18 protein-coding genes and 3 tRNA genes are annotated in these 16,433 nt (G+C 71.1%); 6 read left to right on the top strand and 15 right to left on the bottom strand.

Going from position 1 to position 16,433, the window contains the following annotated elements; all coding sequences use genetic code 11:
- The first annotated feature begins 9 nt into the window (after nucleotides 1-9).
- Nucleotides 10-645: an NAD(P)-dependent oxidoreductase gene (locus OG251_RS23945; RefSeq protein ID WP_326679083.1), complete on the top strand. Its 636-nt coding sequence runs from the start codon at nucleotides 10-12 to the stop codon at nucleotides 643-645.
- A gap of 53 nt (nucleotides 646-698) precedes the next feature.
- Here the strand turns inward: OG251_RS23945 and OG251_RS23940 are convergent, their stop codons facing one another.
- The 8 genes from OG251_RS23940 to OG251_RS23905 form a co-directional block, all read right to left on the bottom strand.
- Nucleotides 699-1,754 carry a UDP-N-acetylmuramate dehydrogenase gene (locus OG251_RS23940; RefSeq protein WP_326679082.1) on the bottom strand — a complete coding sequence of 352 codons (1,056 nt, stop codon included), beginning with the start codon at nucleotides 1,752-1,754 and terminating at the stop codon, nucleotides 699-701.
- Nucleotides 1,755-1,973: 219 nt separating this feature from the next.
- Nucleotides 1,974-3,404, bottom strand: coding sequence for an MFS transporter (locus OG251_RS23935; RefSeq protein ID WP_326679081.1), 1,431 nt, complete (start codon nucleotides 3,402-3,404; stop codon nucleotides 1,974-1,976).
- 75 nt (nucleotides 3,405-3,479) lie between these two features.
- Nucleotides 3,480-4,028 carry a TetR/AcrR family transcriptional regulator gene (locus OG251_RS23930; RefSeq protein WP_326681391.1) on the bottom strand — a complete coding sequence of 183 codons (549 nt, stop codon included), beginning with the start codon at nucleotides 4,026-4,028 and terminating at the stop codon, nucleotides 3,480-3,482.
- 142 nt (nucleotides 4,029-4,170) lie between these two features.
- On the bottom strand, nucleotides 4,171-4,599 hold the full coding sequence (locus OG251_RS23925; RefSeq protein ID WP_326679080.1) for a MaoC family dehydratase: 429 nt from the start codon (nucleotides 4,597-4,599) through the stop codon (nucleotides 4,171-4,173).
- Complete coding sequence (locus tag OG251_RS23920; protein ID WP_073718421.1) at nucleotides 4,599-5,051, bottom strand: MaoC family dehydratase N-terminal domain-containing protein; 453 nt, start codon at nucleotides 5,049-5,051, stop codon at nucleotides 4,599-4,601. Before OG251_RS23920 ends, OG251_RS23925 begins: the two co-directional genes overlap by 1 nt.
- Nucleotides 5,052-5,153: 102 nt before the next feature.
- A complete protein-coding gene (gene rpmG, locus OG251_RS23915) occupies nucleotides 5,154-5,318 on the bottom strand; it encodes a 50S ribosomal protein L33 (RefSeq protein WP_003956487.1) in 165 nt (54 codons plus the stop codon).
- A gap of 86 nt (nucleotides 5,319-5,404) precedes the next feature.
- A tRNA-Met gene (locus OG251_RS23910) sits at nucleotides 5,405-5,480 on the bottom strand.
- A gap of 45 nt (nucleotides 5,481-5,525) precedes the next feature.
- Nucleotides 5,526-5,598: transfer RNA gene (locus tag OG251_RS23905), tRNA-Thr, on the bottom strand.
- Between the two features lie 289 nt (nucleotides 5,599-5,887).
- Between OG251_RS23905 and OG251_RS23900 the strand changes: the two genes are divergently transcribed.
- Together OG251_RS23900 and OG251_RS23895 are read left to right on the top strand one after the other, a co-directional pair.
- Nucleotides 5,888-7,186 (top strand): amidohydrolase family protein, encoded by a 1,299-nt coding sequence (locus OG251_RS23900; protein ID WP_326679079.1) that lies wholly within the window; start codon nucleotides 5,888-5,890, stop codon nucleotides 7,184-7,186.
- Between the two features lie 34 nt (nucleotides 7,187-7,220).
- On the top strand, nucleotides 7,221-7,877 hold the full coding sequence (locus OG251_RS23895) for an SDR family oxidoreductase (RefSeq protein WP_326679078.1): 657 nt from the start codon (nucleotides 7,221-7,223) through the stop codon (nucleotides 7,875-7,877).
- A 142-nt stretch (nucleotides 7,878-8,019) separates the two neighbouring features.
- Here OG251_RS23895 and OG251_RS23890 read toward each other — a convergent pair.
- Nucleotides 8,020-8,101 (bottom strand) — tRNA-Tyr (locus OG251_RS23890).
- Nucleotides 8,102-8,428: 327 nt separating this feature from the next.
- On the opposite strand from OG251_RS23890, the gene OG251_RS23885 reads away from it, so the two are divergent.
- The 3 genes from OG251_RS23885 to OG251_RS23875 all read left to right on the top strand — a co-directional run bounded on the left by OG251_RS23885 (nucleotide 8,429) and on the right by OG251_RS23875 (nucleotide 10,700).
- Nucleotides 8,429-8,917, top strand: coding sequence for a YajQ family cyclic di-GMP-binding protein (locus OG251_RS23885; RefSeq protein WP_326679077.1), 489 nt, complete (start codon nucleotides 8,429-8,431; stop codon nucleotides 8,915-8,917).
- 239 nt (nucleotides 8,918-9,156) lie between these two features.
- A complete protein-coding gene (locus OG251_RS23880) occupies nucleotides 9,157-9,762 on the top strand; it encodes a methylated-DNA--[protein]-cysteine S-methyltransferase (protein ID WP_442818369.1) in 606 nt (201 codons plus the stop codon).
- A gap of 215 nt (nucleotides 9,763-9,977) precedes the next feature.
- A complete protein-coding gene (locus OG251_RS23875; RefSeq protein WP_326681389.1) occupies nucleotides 9,978-10,700 on the top strand; it encodes an alpha-ketoglutarate-dependent dioxygenase AlkB family protein in 723 nt (240 codons plus the stop codon).
- On the opposite strand, the gene OG251_RS23870 is transcribed toward OG251_RS23875, so the two are convergent.
- The 6 genes from OG251_RS23870 to OG251_RS23845 form a co-directional block, all read right to left on the bottom strand.
- On the bottom strand, nucleotides 10,683-10,955 hold the full coding sequence (locus OG251_RS23870) for a GlsB/YeaQ/YmgE family stress response membrane protein (RefSeq protein ID WP_326679076.1): 273 nt from the start codon (nucleotides 10,953-10,955) through the stop codon (nucleotides 10,683-10,685). The two genes, OG251_RS23875 and OG251_RS23870, sit on opposite strands and share 18 nt — an antisense overlap.
- An 85-nt stretch (nucleotides 10,956-11,040) precedes the next feature.
- Nucleotides 11,041-11,433 (bottom strand): YccF domain-containing protein, encoded by a 393-nt coding sequence (locus OG251_RS23865; protein ID WP_326679075.1) that lies wholly within the window; start codon nucleotides 11,431-11,433, stop codon nucleotides 11,041-11,043.
- Entirely contained in the window at nucleotides 11,430-12,293 is an 864-nt protein-coding gene (gene htpX / locus OG251_RS23860; protein ID WP_326679074.1) for a zinc metalloprotease HtpX, read from the bottom strand. Before htpX ends, OG251_RS23865 begins: the two co-directional genes overlap by 4 nt.
- Nucleotides 12,294-12,600: 307 nt before the next feature.
- A complete protein-coding gene (locus tag OG251_RS23855) occupies nucleotides 12,601-13,062 on the bottom strand; it encodes an MscL family protein (protein ID WP_326679073.1) in 462 nt (153 codons plus the stop codon).
- Nucleotides 13,063-13,189: 127 nt separating this feature from the next.
- Nucleotides 13,190-14,863 carry an NADH-quinone oxidoreductase subunit N gene (locus tag OG251_RS23850; RefSeq protein WP_442818368.1) on the bottom strand — a complete coding sequence of 558 codons (1,674 nt, stop codon included), beginning with the start codon at nucleotides 14,861-14,863 and terminating at the stop codon, nucleotides 13,190-13,192.
- Nucleotides 14,860-16,425 (bottom strand): complex I subunit 4 family protein, encoded by a 1,566-nt coding sequence (locus OG251_RS23845; protein WP_326681387.1) that lies wholly within the window; start codon nucleotides 16,423-16,425, stop codon nucleotides 14,860-14,862. Before OG251_RS23845 ends, OG251_RS23850 begins: the two co-directional genes overlap by 4 nt.
- Nucleotides 16,426-16,433 lie beyond the last annotated feature (8 nt).

The following is a 16,433-nucleotide window of genomic DNA, read 5'->3' as shown; positions in this document are numbered from 1 at the left end:
AGGCTCACCATGAGGCTCACCGTGTTCGGCTCGACGGGCGGCGTCGGCCGGGAGATCGTGCGCCAGGGGATCGAGGCGGGCCATGAGGTGACGATCGTGGCCCGTGACCCGGCGAAGCTCCCGGAGGGGCTGGCCGGGGCGGCGTTCCACGAAGCGGTGCGGTTCGACGACACGGCCGCGGTGCGCCGGGCGGTGGCCGGCCGGGACGCGGTGCTCTCCGGGCTGGGGGCCGGCGGCCGGAAGGCCGAGGGGATCACGGAGCGGCTGACCGGGCAGGTGCTGGCGGCGATGGAGGCCGAGGGGGTGCGGCGGCTGCTGGTCGTGAGCGCGGCGCCGGTCGGGCCCGCGCCGGCGGACGACCCGCTGCTGGACCGGCTGACGCGCAAGGTGGTCGGGGCGGTCCTGCGGGAGGTGTACGCCGATCTGACGCTGATGGAGGCGGCGTTGGCCCGCTCGGCGACGGACTGGACGTCCGTACGGCCGCCGAAGCTGACGAACGGGCCGCGCACGGGGACGTACCGGAAGGTCGTCGGCGGCACCCCGCGCAGCGGACGGGTCATCGCGCGGGCCGACGTGGCGCACGCGATGCTGGCGCTGATCGACGATCCGGCGGCCCTGGAGCAGGGCGTGGGCATCGCCTACTGAGCCGCGGCCCGCTCCGGCTCCCGGACCCGCCGCCCCGCCCGTCCGCCCACCCGCTACAGGCTCACGCCGACGGTCACGGGTTCGTTGACCAGCGTGACGCCGAATGCCTCGTGCACCCCGGCGACGACCTCGCGGGCCAGGGCCAGCAGGTCCTCGGTGGTCGCGCCGCCGCGGTTGGTGAGGGCGAGGGTGTGCTTGGTGGAGATACGGGCCGGGCCGGTGCCGTATCCCTTGGTGAAGCCCGCCTTGTCGATCAGCCAGGCGGCCGAGGTCTTGGTACGGCCGTCCCCGGTGGGGAACGCCGGGGGCGTCGTGCCGTCGCCGAGCCGCTGCCGGGCCCGGTCCAGGAACGCCTCGTACTGCGCCTGTTCGAGGATGGGGTTGGTGAAGAAGGAGCCGGCCGACCAGGTGTCGTGGTCCTCCGGGTCCAGCACCATGCCCTTGCCCGCGCGCAGCCGCAGCACCGTTTCGCGGGCCGCGGCGGCGGGGACGCGCTCGCCCTGCTCGACGCCCATGGCCCGTGCCGTTTCGGGGTACCGGAGGGGCGCGGACTGGCCTGCCGCCTCTTCCAGCTCGAAGCGGACACGAAGCACGACAAAGCGGTCAGGTTCTGCCTTGAAGCGGCTGTGCCGGTACGAGAACGCGCACTCGGCGTTGGGGATCGTGACCGTTTCATGTGCGTACCGGTCGTAGGCGACGACCTCCGTGATCGTGGAGGACACCTCCTGACCGTAGGCACCGACGTTCTGGATCGGCGTCGCGCCCGCGGACCCCGGGATCCCGGCCAGGCACTCGATGCCCGCGAGCCCGGCCTCGACCGTGCGGGCGACGGCGTCGGTCCACACCTCGCCGGCCGCCAGCTCCAACGTCGTACCGGAGAGGGCGAAGCCCTGGGTCGCGATGCGCAGGGCGGTGCCGTCGAAGCCCTTGTCGCCGATCACCAGGTTGGATCCGCCGCCGATGACCAGGAGCGGCGTACCGCTCCCGTCGGCCTCCCGCACGGCGTCGATCACCTCGGCGTCGGTCGTGGCCGTGAGAAGGCGGGCCGCGGGGCCGCCGAGCCGGAAGGTGGTCAGGGGGGCGAGGGGGGCATCGTGGAGTTCCTGCACGGGGACAAGGGTACGGTCCGTGGCCCCGCCTCCTCGGCGGGGCCACGGACCGCACGGGCCGCACGGGCCGCACGCACCTCGCGGACCGGCCGGACCCCGGGGCCCGCACAGGGCCCACCGGCCCCGCACGGACCCACCGGCCGGACCACCGGCCCCGCACGGGCCGACGCGCGACGCCTCTCCGCCCGGACGGCGGGGCGCGCCCGCCCCGCAGGAGGCTCAGGCCGCGACGGCGGCCCGCTCCTCGGCCGGCCGGGGCTCCGGCACCCGCGCACCGCGCCGGGCGGGGATGAGGAGGGCGACGAGCGCGGCGAGGGCCACGACTCCGGCGCCGATCCAGACGGCCGGACCGGTTCCGTCCGCGAGGGCGCGGGCCGATCCGTATCCGCCCTGCGCCGAGAAGACCGAGGCCAGCACGGCGACTCCGAGCGCCCCGCCGACCTCCCGCAGCGCGTTGTTGGCGCCGGAGGCGATGCCCTGCTCTCCCTCACGGACGCTGGAGAGCACCAGGCTGGCGGCGGGCGCGAAGTACATCGCCATGCCGATGCCGCCGATGATCAGGGCGGGCAGCTGGGAGACGTAGCTCATGTCCGGCGAGATCATCAGCGCGAAGAGCGCGAGGCCGGTGGCCTGGAGCACCAGCCCGGTCACCACGACGGGGCGGCCGCCGTACCGGTCGGAGAGGTAGCCGGCGATCGGCGCGACCAGCATCGGCATCCCGGTCCAGGGCAGCATCCGCAGACCGGCCTCGGTGGGCGAGTAGCCGAGTCCGTTCTGCAGGAACTGGCTGAGCAGGAAGATCGACCCGAACATTCCGAGGAACATCAGCAGGCTCGCGATGTTGATCCCGAAGAAGGCGCGGCTGCGGAAGAGCCGCATCGGAAGCATCGGGTTCTTCGCGTGGAAGCCGTGGTGCACGAACGCGCCGAGCAGGGCCGTGCCCACGATCAGCCCGGTCAGCACGGTGGGGCTGGTCCAGCCGTGGCTCGTGGTGCTGACCAGGGCGTAGACGATGCCGAAGAGGCCCGCGCTGATCAGGACCGTACCGGGTATGTCGAGCGGGGCCTTGGGGGCGTACGACTCGGCGAGGCGCCACCGGGCCAGCGGCAGCAGCACCAGGCCGATCGGGACGTTCAGCCAGAAGATCCAGTGCCAGGAGATGTGCTCGGTGAGCGTGCCGCCGATCAGTGGCCCGCTCGCGACGGCCATGCCGGTGACGGCGCCGAAGATGCCCAGTGCCATGCCCCGCCGGGCGGCCGGTACGGCGGCGCTCAGCAGGGTGAGGGTCAGCGGCATCATGATCGCCGCGCCGATGCCCTGGACCGCGCGGAAGGCGATGAGCTCGTCGATGCCGGGCGACAGTGCGGCGGCGGCCGAGGCGGCGGTGAAGACGGAGAGCCCGGCCATGAAGAGCCGCCGTCTGCCGAACCGGTCACCGAGCGCGGCACCGGTCATCAGCAGCACGGCGAAGGTGAGGGTGTACGCGTTCACCGTCCATTCCAGCTCCTTCAGCTCACCGCCGAGGCTCTCGCGGATGGACGGCAGCGCGGTGGTGACGACGAGGTTGTCGAGCGCCGCCATGAACCCGGCGACGCTGGTGATGACGAGGGCCCAGACGGCTCTCCCGCGACTGGCTGTGTGCTGGTTCACTGCTCCCCCAGAGCATTAGTTATTGATTACTAACTTTCACGGACAGAAAACCGGGCCGAACCCGGGTCGCGCTGTTCACCCCGTGGGCCGGGCCGAGTCGTAGAACCCCGACCAGGTGCGATGGCCGGCAGGGAAGCCGAGCGAGGCCAGCGTGTTGACGAGCATCCCGTACGCCAGGAACGTCGTCGTCTCGCCCAGATCCCCCCCGAGGACGATATGGAGGTCGTCCCACATCCGCCCCCAGCCGGCCCGCACCGTCTCACCGAACTCGTGGTCCCCGCTCGCCTCCGCCGCCGCGATGGCCGCGTAGATCTGCATCTGCATCAGCAGCTTGTCGGCGTCGTCGACGATGAGACGCTGGTACGCCGCGGCCATGGCATGCAGCGCCTCCTCACCCTCCAGTCCTTCGGCGGCCGTCATGAACACCTGATGGGTGTCTTCGAGGCAGCGCTCGGCGGCGGCGAGGAAGATGGCCCGCTTGTTCGGATAGAGCCGGAAGAGATACGGCTGCGAGACACCGACCCGCTTCGCGATCGCCTCGGTCGACGTGCCGTTGTAGCCACCGCGCGCGAACTCGGTGATCGCCGCACGAACGACGCTCTCGCGCCGCTCCTCCGCACTCATTCTTGCCATGCGAGTAAGTTATTGCTCAATCACTAACTTGGCAAGCCCGAAGCGGGCGCCGCTCAGCGTCCCGCCCGGTGCGGGCGGCATGGGTAAGGGGCGCCCCTCCAAGAGGGACGCCCCTTACCCATGTCACTCGGTCTCAGGCGAGCCTGACCACGGCCCGGGACATTCCCAGCACCTTCTTGCCGTCACACATGGCGACCAGGTCCACCCGCACCTGGTTGTCGTCCAGCTTCGCGGCGACCTTGCCACTGACCTCGACCAGCGCGCCCTTGTCGTCGTTCGGCACGACGACCGGCTTGGTGAACCGCACCCCGTACTCGACGACCGCCGCCGGGTCCCCGGCCCAGTCCGTGACCACCCGGATCGCCTCGGCCATCGTGAACATGCCGTGCGCGATCACATCCGGCAGCCCGACCTCGCGGGCGAACTTCTCGTTCCAGTGGATCGGATTGAAGTCGCCCGAGGCGCCCGCGTACTGCACCAGCGTCGCCCGCGTCACCGGGAACGACTGCGCCGGCAGCTCCGTCCCCACCTCGACCGACCCGTAACTGATCTTCGCGGTCATCACGCCTCCTCGGCGGCGCGCGCCACCAGCTTCATCAGCGCCGTCACGACGAGCGCACCGGACTCGTCGTGCACGTCGCCCCGGATGTCCAGGATGTCGTTGCCCGCCAGGGACTTGATGCCCTCGATCGTCGACGTGACCGTGAGCCGGTCCCCCGCCCGTACGGGACGCGCATACGTGAACTTCTGGTCACCGTGCACCACACGGCTGTAGTCCAGTCCCAGCTGCGGATCCTGCACGACCGCCGCGGCGGCCTTGAACGTGATCGAGAAGACAAAGGTGGGAGGCGCGATCACATCGGAATGCCCGAGCGCCTCCGCGGCCACCGGATCGACGTACACCGGATTGGTGTCGCCCACCGCTTCGGCGAACTCGCGGATCTTCTCCCGGCCGACCTCGTACGCCGGGGTGGGCGGATAGGTCCGCCCCACGAAGGACTGGTCGAGCGCCATGAGCTCGCTACCTCCTGATGAAAGACGAATAAGGGCAGGGACAGCCCCATACAACGACACGAGGCCGCCCCCAGAGGGGACGGCCTCGTGTACGAGCCTGATTCAGCGGGTTTCGCGGTGCGCGGTGTGCGAGTTGCAGCGCGGGCAGTGCTTCTTCATCTCAAGACGGTCCGGGTTGTTACGCCGGTTCTTCTTGGTGATGTAGTTCCGCTCCTTGCACTCCACGCAGGCCAGCGTGATCTTCGGGCGGACGTCGGTGGCAGCCACGTGAGTGCTCCTTGGACGGACGGATGGACGGATGAACGCATAAAAGAGTAGCCGATCGAAGGACCGACCCAACAATCGGCTACCGTTGGTAGCGGTGACCGGACTTGAACCGGTGACACAGCGATTATGAGCCGCTTGCTCTACCGACTGAGCTACACCGCTTTGATGATGAGTCCCCCCGCCGAAGCGGGGTTTCCCGATCACCAGAGCCCCAATGCGGAATCGAACCGCAGACCTTCTCCTTACCATGGAGACGCTCTACCGACTGAGCTATTGGGGCGAGCGATGAAGACATTACACGGTCCTCCGCCGATCGCCCAAATCCGTTTCGACGGCCCACGTCCGGCCCCTGATCGACACCCTGCCCGACCCCCGGATCGGGCCTTGATCGGGCCTTGATCAGGGCTCATCGCGACCTGGCCCGGACTTCCCGAGCGGCCGGGAACGGAGACGTGGCACCCCCGCGAGGCACACCGGTACGACTATTGCGCTCTTCCTCGAAGTGGGCCTGGCACCCCCCTAGGCTCGACCCACTCCATGTGATCTTGCACCCCCTTCCCAGGAGCGCGATGCCCGACAGCCAGCCGCGGCGGCCCGACGACAACGCGCCCGAAAGCGCCGACGCGGCCGCCCCCGACGCCCTCACCGCCGAGACCCCCGCGCTCGTGCTCTCCGGCGCCCGGCTCACCGACGGCCGCACCGTGGACGTACGGCTCAGCGGCGGCCGCATCGAAGCCGTCGGCACCGCGGGCAGCCTCACCACCCACGGCCCACGCGTCGACCTGCGCGGGTACCTCCTGCTCCCGGCGCCCGCCGAACCCCACGCCCACAGCGACACCGCGCTCACCGCCGACAGCGTGGGACCCGACGGCCCCGGCCCCGCCTCCCACCGCGCCGAGGACATCCAGCGCCGCGCCACCCAAGCCGCTCTGCTCCAGCTCGGCCACGGCACCACCGCGCTGCGCTCCCACGTCCGCATCGGCGACGTACAGGGCCTCGCGGCGCTCGAAGCCGTCCTCCAGACCCGACGGGCGCTGCGCGGGCTGGCCGACCTCACCGCCGTGGCCGTCCCCCGCCTCCTCACCGGCATCGCGGGCGCCGACGGCCTCGCCATGCTCCGCGACGCCGTGAAGATGGGCGCGGGGGTCGTCGGCGGCTGCCCCGACCTCGACCCCGACCCCACCGGCTACACCGAAGCCGTCCTGGAGATCGCCGCCGAGCACGGCTGCCCCGTCGACCTGCACACCGACGGCGACGACCCGGCCCGCCTCGCCCGTCTCGCCGCCATGGCCGGCGGACTCCGCCCCGGCGTCTCCGTCGGCCCCTGCGCCGGCCTCGCCCAGCTCCCGCTCGAAGCCGCCACCCGGGCCGCCGACCAGCTCGCCGCCGCCGGGGTCACGGTCATCTGCCTCCCCCAGGGCGGCTGCTCCGGCGCGGAACGCCGCGGAACCGCCCCCGTACGCCTCCTGCGCGCCGCCGGCGTACGCGTGGCGGCGGGCAGCGGCGCGCTGCGCGACGCGGCCAACCCGGTCGGGCGCGGCGACCCCCTCGAAGCCGCCTACCTCCTGGCCTCGCAGAACGGCCTGCGCGCCGAACAGGCATACGACACCGTCTCGGCCACCGCCAGAGCGGCCATGGGCCTTCCCGAGGTCCGGGTCGAGGCCGGCTTCCCGGCCGAGCTCCTCGCCCTGCGCGGGGAGCGGCTCGCCGCGGTCCTCTCGCTCGCCTACAGCAGGATCGTGGTGCACCGGGGCCGCGTGGTCGCCCGCACCAGCGCCGTACGCGAGTTCTGCGACTCCGAGGCGACCGTCGCCCTCGGCCTTCCCCGCCAGGGCCGCCCCGATTCCGCGCCCGGCGGCAGGCCGTGAGCGCGCCGCCGCGCTCCGGCGTACGGTCGTGAGTATGCGCATTGTCATCGCAGGTGGACATGGTCAGATCGCGCTGCGGCTGGAGCGTCTGCTCGCCGCACGCGGCGATGAAGCCGTCGGCATCATCCGCAACCCCGAACAGAGCGCCGACCTCGGAGCGGTGGGCGCCGAACCGGTCGTACTGGACCTCGAATCGGCCTCCGTGGAACAGGCCGCGGAGGTCCTGCGCGGCGCCGACGCGGCGGTCTTCGCAGCCGGTGCGGGCCCGAACAGCGGCCTGGAGCGCAAGGACTCCGTGGACCGCGGCGCCGCGGTGCTGTTCGCGGACGGGGCCGAACTCGCGGGAGTACGGCGCTACATCGTCGTCTCCTCGATGGGCGCCGACCCCGAGCACCCGGGCAACGAGGTCTTCGACGCCTACCTGAGGGCCAAGGGTGCCGCCGACGCGGACGTACGTTCCAGGACCGCACTCGACTGGACGATCCTGCGCCCGGGAATGCTGACGAACGACGCGGGCACCGGCCAGGTCCTGCTGGCCGCGTCGACCGGGCGCGGACCGGTACCGCGGGACGATGTGGCGGCGACCCTGCTGGAGCTCCTGGACACCCCGGCCACGGCGGGCCTGACACTGGAACTGATCTCGGGCAACGTGCCGATGACGGTCGCGGTGAAGGACGTCGCGGGCAACTGATCCGGCCACGCCCCCGGCCGCGGCGGGAGCCTGTGTCCGCAGGCTCCGGCCACGCCCCCGGCCGCGGCGGGAGCCTGCGGACACGGCGGGCGGAAACGACTGAGCCCCCGACCAGACATGCTGGTCGGGGGCTCTGTTCGCGTGGCGGCGCCAGGGTTCGAACCTGGGTAGGCTGAGCCGGCAGATTTACAGTCTGCTCCCTTTGGCCACTCGGGCACACCGCCTCGAACGACGCGTCGGAACCCCACTGGGGTGCTCCTTGGCGACGACGTAAACGATACCCGATGCCCAGGGGTGCTCCGCCACCCGATTGATCGGCACCCCGGGCTGGCCATGGTGGCCGGGGGCCGTCCGTCGTCCCTGGTGGATCGGTGCGCGGCGGCGGACCCGGTGCACCGGCGGGCGGCGGCATCCGCGTACGGGAGGTATCCGGGCGTTCCGGCGGCGCCGCGAGGTGCCGTGGCTGTCGTCGCGCGCCCACCGGGGATGGCGGGGCAGCCCTTAGGCTTCGGGCTGTATCCCAACGCATTCGACGCAAGGAGCCACACGTCATGGCCGACTCCAGTTTCGACATCGTCTCGAAGGTCGAGCGGCAGGAGGTCGACAACGCCCTCAACCAGGCCGCCAAGGAGATCTCCCAGCGTTACGACTTCAAGGGCACGGGTGCCTCGATCTCGTGGTCCGGCGAGAAGATCCTGATGGAGGCGAGCGGCGAGGAGCGGGTCAAGGCCATCCTCGACATCTTCCAGTCCAAGCTGATCAAGCGCGGCATCTCGCTGAAGTCGCTGGACGCGGGCGAGCCGCAGCTTTCCGGCAAGGAGTACAAGATCTTCGCCACGATCGAGGAAGGCATCTCGCAGGAGAACGCCAAGAAGGTGGCGAAGATCATTCGCGATGAGGGCCCGAAGGGCGTCAAGGCGCTGGTCCAGGGCGACGAGCTGCGGGTCAGCTCGAAGAGCCGGGACGACCTGCAGGCCGTGCAGGCGCTGCTCAAGGGCCAGGACTTCGACTTCGCGGTGCAGTTCGCCAACTACCGGTAGGCGGGCGGAGCGGTCCCGTCGCCGCGGTTCACGGCGACGTGGGGGCGGGGCGGGCGTGCTGGCCGGCGCGGGCCGCCCCGCAGGCGTTCCCGGGGGCGGACGGGCCCTGCCGAAGCCCGGGACGATGTCCGATTTCCGCCAGTCCCGGCACGGTGGCAGCCGCAGACTTGGCGGTACGGGAAGCGCGCACGGGCTTCGGTCCGTGGGCGCGGTTCGCCCGGCAAGGAGGATGACGAGTCATGACCACGGTGTACGCGAAGGTCGGCAGCCCGCTGGGTGAGCTGCTTCTGGTCGGCGAAACGTCGGCGGGGACGGCGGGGACAGAAAGGGTGGAGGCCGGGACGGGGGCGGATTCGACGGATTCGTCCAACACCCCGGACACCTCGGGCGTGGACATGGCGCCGTCGGGTGGTGTCGCGCTGGTGTCGCTGTCCCTGCCCGGCCAGAAGGGCGGCGCCGTCGTCCAGGACGGCTGGCAACAGGCCCCCGGGCTGTTCGCCGGGATCGCCGCGCAGTTGGAGGCGTACTTCGCGGGGCGGCTGACCCGCTTCGACATCCCGTACGCGGACGGGGTGGGTACGGAGTTCCAGCGGCGGGTCTGGCAGGCGCTGGACACCATCCCGTACGGGGAGACGGTCTCGTACGGGCAGATCGCCGCACGCGTGGGGTCCTCCGGCGCGGGGGTGCGGGCCGTGGGGACGGCGATCGGGCGCAATCCCCTGCTGGTCGTGCGCCCGTGCCATCGCGTGATCGGGGCGGACGGGGCCCTGCGCGGCTACGCGGGCGGACTGGAGCGCAAGGAGCGGCTGCTGGGGCTTGAGGGTGCCTCGGTGCCACGGCGCTGAGCCGGCGGGGCCGGGTGGGCCACGGCGCTGAGCCGGCGGGGCTCTGAGACCCTTGCTGTGGGCGCCGGGAGTCCTGTGTGGCGGAGAAGTGCCCTGCGGCGTGGCGAGAGCCCTGTGCCGGTGCCGCGGACGGTGGCGTGGTGCGTGTGCCCCGCGCCGGCACCGGCACGGGGCGGTACGAGGTTCTGAAGGTGGTGGTCCGAGTGGTTCCGCGGGTGGATCCGCCGTCGTCGTCCGACGGCCTCTTTCCCCGGCCGCGGCGGGTCGTCGCACCGGGCGCCGTCCATGTGCCGGAGTGGCTGTCGGTGGACCGCCGACGGGAGTTGGTGGCCGCCTGCCGTCAGTGGGCGCGGGGTCCCGTTCCCTTGCGGCACACGGTGTTGCCGGGCGGTGGGGTGATGTCGGTGCGCACGGTGTGCCTGGGGTGGCACTGGCAGCCGTACCGCTACGGGCGTACCGCCGACGATGTGAACGGGGCGCGAGTGGCCCCGTTCCCCGAATGGCTGGCCGATCTGGGGCGTGCGGCGGTGGCGGAGGCGTACGGGGACGCGGACGCCGCCGCGTCGTTCGCGCCGGACACCGCGCTGATCAACTTCTATGACGGTGCGGCGAAAATGGGCATGCACCAGGACAAGGAGGAGCGCTCCGGTGCTCCGGTGGTATCGCTGAGCGTGGGCGACACCTGTGTGTTCCGGTTCGGGAACACACAGGATCGCGGGCGGCCGTACACCGATGTGGAGTTGGCCTCCGGGGACCTGTTCGTCTTCGGCGGGCCGTCACGTTTCGCGTTCCACGGGGTGCCGAAGGTGTACCCGGGGACGGCCGGCCCGGCGGCGGGACTGCGGGCCGGCCGGCTCAATGTGACGCTGCGCGAGACGGGGCTCCATGAGCGGCCGGGCGCCGGGGGCGGCCGGCCGCGGTCAGCGCCGTTCGCGTGAGTTGCCGAAGAGCAGCCGGTAGGCGATGAGCAGGACGAGGGAGCCCGCGATGGCGGCCACCCATGTCGCCGTGTCGTAGAAGTCGTTGCTGATGGGGCGGTCGAGGAACCGGCTGGACAGCCAGCCGCCGAGGAAGGCACCCACGATGCCGATGAGGGTCGTGCCGATGATGCCGCCCGGGTCCCGGCCCGGCAGCAGGATTTTGGCTATGGCGCCCGCGAGCAGCCCGAGAATGATCCAACCGATAATGCTCATGCTGCCGCACCTACCCCTTACCTGGTCTTGAAATCCAAGACGCCAGGGGCGTGCGGACGGTTGCCTGCGGCCCCGTCCGGGTGTTCTACCGGGAGGCGAAGGGCTGGTCGGTGCGGACGATCTCCTTGCCGAAGGGCATGAGCGAGACCGGGATCAGCTTGAAGTTCGCGATGCCGAGCGGGATACCGATGATGGTGACGCACAGGGCGATGCCGGTGAAGATGTGGCCGAGTGCGAGCCACCATCCGGCGAGGACCAGCCAGAGGACGTTGCCGACGCAGGAGGGCGCGCCGGCGTCCCGGCGGTCCACGACCGTGTACCCGAAGGGCCACAGGGCGTAGACGCCGATGCGGAACGCCGCGAGGCCGAAGGGGATGCCGATGATCGTGATGCACAGCAGCAGCCCTGCGGCGATGTAGCCGAGGAACATCCAGAAGCCGCACAGGACGAGCCATATGACGTTCAGGATTGTCTTCACGGGCGATGACCTGCCATCTGCTCGAGTCGGGCGATGCGCTCCGCCATCGGCGGGTGCGTCGAGAACATCTTGGCCATTCCCCGGCCGGGGCGGAACGGGTTCGCGATCATCATGTGGCTCGCGGTCTCGATCCTCGGTTCGGCGGGCAGCGGAAGCTGCTTCGTACCGGCGTCGAGCTTGCGCAGGGCGCCGGCCAGCGCGAGGGGGTCTCCGGTGAGCTGGGCACCGGAGGCGTCGGCCTCGTACTCGCGGGAGCGGCTGACGGCCAGTTGGATGACCGATGCGGCGAGCGGGCCCAGGATCATGATCAGCATCATGCCCAGAATGCCGGGGCCCTCGTCGTCGTTGGACCGGCCGATGGGAATCAGCCAGGCGAAGTTGACGAGGAACATGATGACGGAGGCCAGGGCTCCGGCGACGGACGAGATCAGGATGTCGCGGTTGTAGACATGGCTGAGCTCGTGCCCCAGGACTCCTCGCAGCTCTCGTTCGTCGAGGATCTGGAGGATGCCGTCGGTGCAGCAGACCGCCGCGTTGCGCGGGTTGCGGCCGGTCGCGAAGGCGTTGGGCGCCTGGGTCGGGGAGATGTAGAGCCGGGGCATGGGCTGCCGGGCCGCGGTGGAGAGTTCCCGGACGATGCGGTAGAGCTGCGGCGCTTCGAACTCGCTGACGGGCCGGGCCCGCATGGCCCTGAGAGCCAGCTTGTCGCTGTTCCAGTACGCGTAGGCGTTGGTGCCGACCGCTACGACGAGCGCGACGATCAGACCCGTACGGCCGAAGAAGCTGCCGATGACGATGATGAGTGCGGACAGGCCCCCGAGGAGTACGGCGGTTCTCAGCCCGTTGTGCCGGCGGTGCACGGTACGCCCTCCAAGTGGTGCAGCAGGGGAACCCTTGCTTGGTGGTGCTCCACTCTCCAGTGGAGCCTCCCGTACTGGTCAACGCCAGGCGAGGAGAGCTAGTTCCCTTGTGCGCGCGGCCGGAGGGTGGGGCCCGTCCGGCTGTTCCGGCCGGTTCGGGCTCCGTACCCGTACGATCCGCCGCTGGGCCGTACGGGTGTCGCGGTGGGGCGGTCCGGCGGTGAGCCGGGGCGGCGCCGAAGCGGGTTCGGTGCCGAGGGGGTCGGCGTCGGCGGGTCGGCGCCGAGCGTGATCGGTGCCGAGGCGGTCAGCGCTGGGCGGGGAGTCCGGCGAGCGCGAGGGCCTCGGGGTCGGGCTCGACCTCGCTGGTGCAGTGTCCGCAGCGGGAGGCGATGGAGGGGATCTCGGTGAAGCAGCGGGGGCAGTCGCGCACGGCGGCCTTGATGTCGGCCTTCTCGTCGGCCTTGGCCGTGAAGCGGTTCTGGACCTTGGCCATGGGGACGACGACGCAGAAGTAGAGGACCGCGGCGGTGATGAGGAAGGCGATGGCGGCGGCGAGGAACTTTCCGTACGGGAAGATGGCGCCCTCCACCGCGAACTCCGCCGCGCTGAAGTCACCGACCGAGCCGGTGGCGAGGCCGATCAGCGGGGTGATGAACGCGGTACTGAAGCCGGTGACGACCGCGGTGAAGGCTGCTCCCACGGCGAGCCCGATCGCCATCGAGATGACGTTTCCACGCAGGATGAAGTCCTTGAACCCGTTCAGCACTGCTTTCCCTCTTCCGTGCCCGCTACGTGACGTCCTTTACGTGACGTATGCAGGCATGAACCCTGCCCTGTGGGGACCGCCGTGGGCAAACCGATCTTGGGCGGCCGGGCGACGTTCCCGGCCGGTCTCAGAAGAGGCTGACTGCGGCGAACCTGAGCACGAGCTGCGGGGCGCCGGAGAGGGCCACGCCCGCGAGGGTGGTGAGGACGATCGCCGTGACCAGGGGCGCAGGGGCGCGAAGCCGGTGCGGAGCGGGCGCCGGGGCGCCGCCGCTGCCCGTTCCGGTGCCGTCGGCGGCGGGCACGGCGGTGTCGCCCGCTTCCGGAGTGCGGAAGAGGGCCGCTGTCCACTGAAGGTAGTAGTAGAGGGCGATCACTACGTTGACGGCCATGACGACGGCGAGCCAGCCGAGTCCCGCGTCGACGGCGGCGGAGAAGACGGTCACCTTCGCGAAGAGGCCGATGATGCCGGGCGGCAGACCGGCCAGGCAGAGCAGGAAGAAGCCCATCGCGAGGGCGGCGAGCGGGCGGGTGGCGTACAGGCCGCGGTAGTCGGTGAGCCGGTTGCCGGGGCTCGTACGGGCCACGAGGGCGGCGACGGCGAACGCGCCGAGGTTCACGACGGCGTACATGAGGGCGTACGCGACGGTGGAGCCGATCTGTTCGTCGCCGGAGTACGCGGCGGCGGCGATCGGGACCAGGAGATAGCCGGCCTGGGCGACGGACGACCAGGCGAGCAGGCGGACGGCGCTGCGGGCGCGGGTGGCGTTCTGGCGCAGTGCGGCGACGTTGCCGATGGTCATGGTGAGCGCGGCGAGGACGGCGAGGGCCGGTCCCCAGACGTCGGCGTAGGCGGGGAACGCGATCACGGTGACGAGGATGAGGCCGGAGAACCCGACGGCCTTGCCGACGACGGAGAGGTAGGCGGCGATCGGCAGGGGGGCGCCGACGTAGGTGTCGGGCACCCAGAAGTGGAAGGGCGCGGCGGCCGTCTTGAAGGCGAAGCCGACGAGCGTGAGGGCGACGCCCGCCTTGGCGAGGGTGTCCAGCTGACCGGGCACGGCGTCGAGGCGGTCGGCGATCTCGGTGAGGTGCATCGTGCCGGTGGCCGCGTACACGAAGCTGACGCCGAGAAGCATCACGGCGGTCGCGACGACCGAGGAGAGGAAGAACTTCAGTGCGGCCTCGGAGGAGCGCCGGTCGCCGCGTTTGATGCCGACCAGGGCGAAGGCGGGCAGGGAGGCGACTTCGAGGGCGACGACGAGCGTGGTGAGGTCGCGGGCGGCGGGCAGGAGGGCCGCGCCCGCCGCGGAGGACAGCAGCAGGAACCAGAACTCGCCCGCGGGCAGCTTGCGCGTGTCGTCGAGGGAGAGCAGGGCGGTGAGCAGGGCGCCGCCGAGCACGAGGGCCTGGATGACGAGGGCGAAGTGGTCGGCGGTGTAGCTGCATGCCTGGGCGCCGTCGGTGACGCAGAAGGTGGAGCGGTCCCCGGCGCGCAGCGGGATGAGCAGGGCGAGTGCGGCGACGAGCCCGGCGATGGTGCCGTACCCGAGGAGCGGCTTGCGGTGTTCGGGGACGAGCAGGTCGGCGACGAGGACGATCAGGGCGACCGCGGCCACGACGGCGGGGGGCGCGATGGCGAGCCAGTCGATGGACTGGACGAGGCTGGGGGTGCTGTCGGCCGCGGTGGCGAGCAGGCCCGGGGCGCCGCTTCCGGCTCCTGTGCCCGCCCCTGTTCCGGCTGCTGTTCCCGCGACGAGGTGCGTGGTCCCGGCTGCTGTGGTCACGAGGTCCGCGGTCACGACTTGCCTCCTGCGAGGAGCTTCTGCACGGCCGGGTCGGTGAGGCCGAGAAGGACGGCGGGCCAGAGTCCGGCGAGGACGGTGAGGGCGGCGAGCGGGGTCCAGGCGGCGTATTCGTACGTCTGGATGTCGGCGAGCTGCCGCGTGCTTCCGGGCTGCTGGGACGGGGTGTGCTCCCCCATGCAGACGCGGCGTACGACGATGAGCATGTACGCGGCGGTGAGCAGGGTGCCGAACGCGCCGATGGCCATGAAGGTGCGGAAGGCGGGGCGGCTGAGGCCGTCGGCGGGATCGAAGGCGCCGAACAGAGTGAGCATTTCGCCCCAGAATCCGGCGAGTCCCGGCAGGCCCAGCGAGGCGACGGCGGCGAAGGCGAGGAGGGCCCCGAGACGGGGGGCCCGGCCGTAGAGGGCGGCTCCGGTCGCACCGGCGAGGGTGTCGAGGTCGGCGGTGCCGTAGCGGTCCTTGACCGCGCCGACCAGGAAGAAGAGCAGTCCGGTGATGAGGCCGTGGGCGATGTTGGCGAAGAGCGCGCCGTTGACACCGGTGGGGGTCATGGTCGCGATGCCGAGGAGGACGAACCCCATGTGGCCGACCGAGGAGTACGCGATCAGGCGCTTGAGGTCGCCCTTGGCACCGGGGCGGGCCAGCGCGAGGCAGGCGAGGGACCCGTAGATGATGCCGACGACCGCGAAGGCGGCGAGGTAGGGCGCGAAGGTGTGCATCCCGTCGGGGGTGATGGGGAGCAGGATGCGGACGAACCCGTACGTTCCCATCTTCAGCATGACGCCCGCGAGGAGGACGGAGCCGACGGTCGGCGCGGCCGTGTGGGCGTCCGGGAGCCAGCTGTGCAGCGGCCACATCGGGGTCTTCACGGCGAGGCCGACGCCGATCGCCAGCACGGCGATGACCTGCACGGACGAGGTGAGGCCACGGCCGTTGTCAGTGGCGAGTGCCACCATGTCGAAGGTGCCGCTCTCCAGTCCGATGAGGAGGAGGCCCAGCAGCATGACGACCGAGCCGAGCAGCGTGTAGAGGATGAACTTCCAGGCGGCGGCCTGCTTCCGGTCGCCGCCCCAGCGGGCGATGAGGAAGTACATCGGGATGAGGACCATCTCGAAGGCGAGGAAGAACAGCAGCAGGTCGAGGACGGCGAAGGTGGCGAGGGTGCCGGACTCCAGCACGAGGATCAGGGCAACGAACGCCTTCGGGGACGGGCCCGGGGGCATCTTGAAGTAGCTGTACACCGCGCAGAGGAAGGTCAGGAGCGCGGTGAGTACGAGAAGGGGGAGCGAGATGCCGTCGATGCCGAGGTGGATGCGGACGTCGAGCGCCGGGATCCAGCTGATGTCGGTGGTGGCCTGCATCTTCGACGGGTTGTCGTGGTCGAAGCCGACGGCCAGGACGATCGCGGCGATGAGGATGACGCCGGTGACGGTCACTCCGTGGCGGAGCACGGCCTGGTCGGGGTTCCTGCCGCGCAGTCCGGGCGGGGCGGGGAGCAGGGCCGCGGCGGCGCCGAGGAGCGGGCCGGCGACGAGGAACGCGAGAAGGAACTGCATCACGGATT

Origin of the sequence: Streptomyces sp. NBC_01237 (assembly GCF_035917275.1) — a bacterium.
GTDB lineage: Bacteria > Actinomycetota > Actinomycetes > Streptomycetales > Streptomycetaceae > Streptomyces.
This window is presented reverse-complemented; position numbering and strand designations above follow the sequence as displayed.

What these genes read in the sequence shown, in the direction of transcription:
- OG251_RS23945 (WP_326679083.1), top strand. Translation starts at nt 10, where the DNA reads ATGAGGCTCACCGTGTTCGGCTCGACGGGCGGCGTCGGCCGGGAGATC.
- OG251_RS23930 (WP_326681391.1), bottom strand. Translation starts at nt 4,028, where the DNA reads ATGAGTGCGGAGGAGCGGCGCGAGAGCGTCGTTCGTGCGGCGATCACC.
- OG251_RS23925 (WP_326679080.1), bottom strand. Translation starts at nt 4,599, where the DNA reads ATGACCGCGAAGATCAGTTACGGGTCGGTCGAGGTGGGGACGGAGCTG.
- OG251_RS23920 (WP_073718421.1), bottom strand. Translation starts at nt 5,051, where the DNA reads ATGGCGCTCGACCAGTCCTTCGTGGGGCGGACCTATCCGCCCACCCCG.
- OG251_RS23900 (WP_326679079.1), top strand. Translation starts at nt 5,888, where the DNA reads ATGCCCGACAGCCAGCCGCGGCGGCCCGACGACAACGCGCCCGAAAGC.
- OG251_RS23895 (WP_326679078.1), top strand. Translation starts at nt 7,221, where the DNA reads ATGCGCATTGTCATCGCAGGTGGACATGGTCAGATCGCGCTGCGGCTG.
- OG251_RS23885 (WP_326679077.1), top strand. Translation starts at nt 8,429, where the DNA reads ATGGCCGACTCCAGTTTCGACATCGTCTCGAAGGTCGAGCGGCAGGAG.
- OG251_RS23880 (WP_442818369.1), top strand. Translation starts at nt 9,157, where the DNA reads ATGACCACGGTGTACGCGAAGGTCGGCAGCCCGCTGGGTGAGCTGCTT.
- OG251_RS23870 (WP_326679076.1), bottom strand. Translation starts at nt 10,955, where the DNA reads ATGAGCATTATCGGTTGGATCATTCTCGGGCTGCTCGCGGGCGCCATA.
- OG251_RS23845 (WP_326681387.1), bottom strand. Translation starts at nt 16,425, where the DNA reads ATGCAGTTCCTTCTCGCGTTCCTCGTCGCCGGCCCGCTCCTCGGCGCC.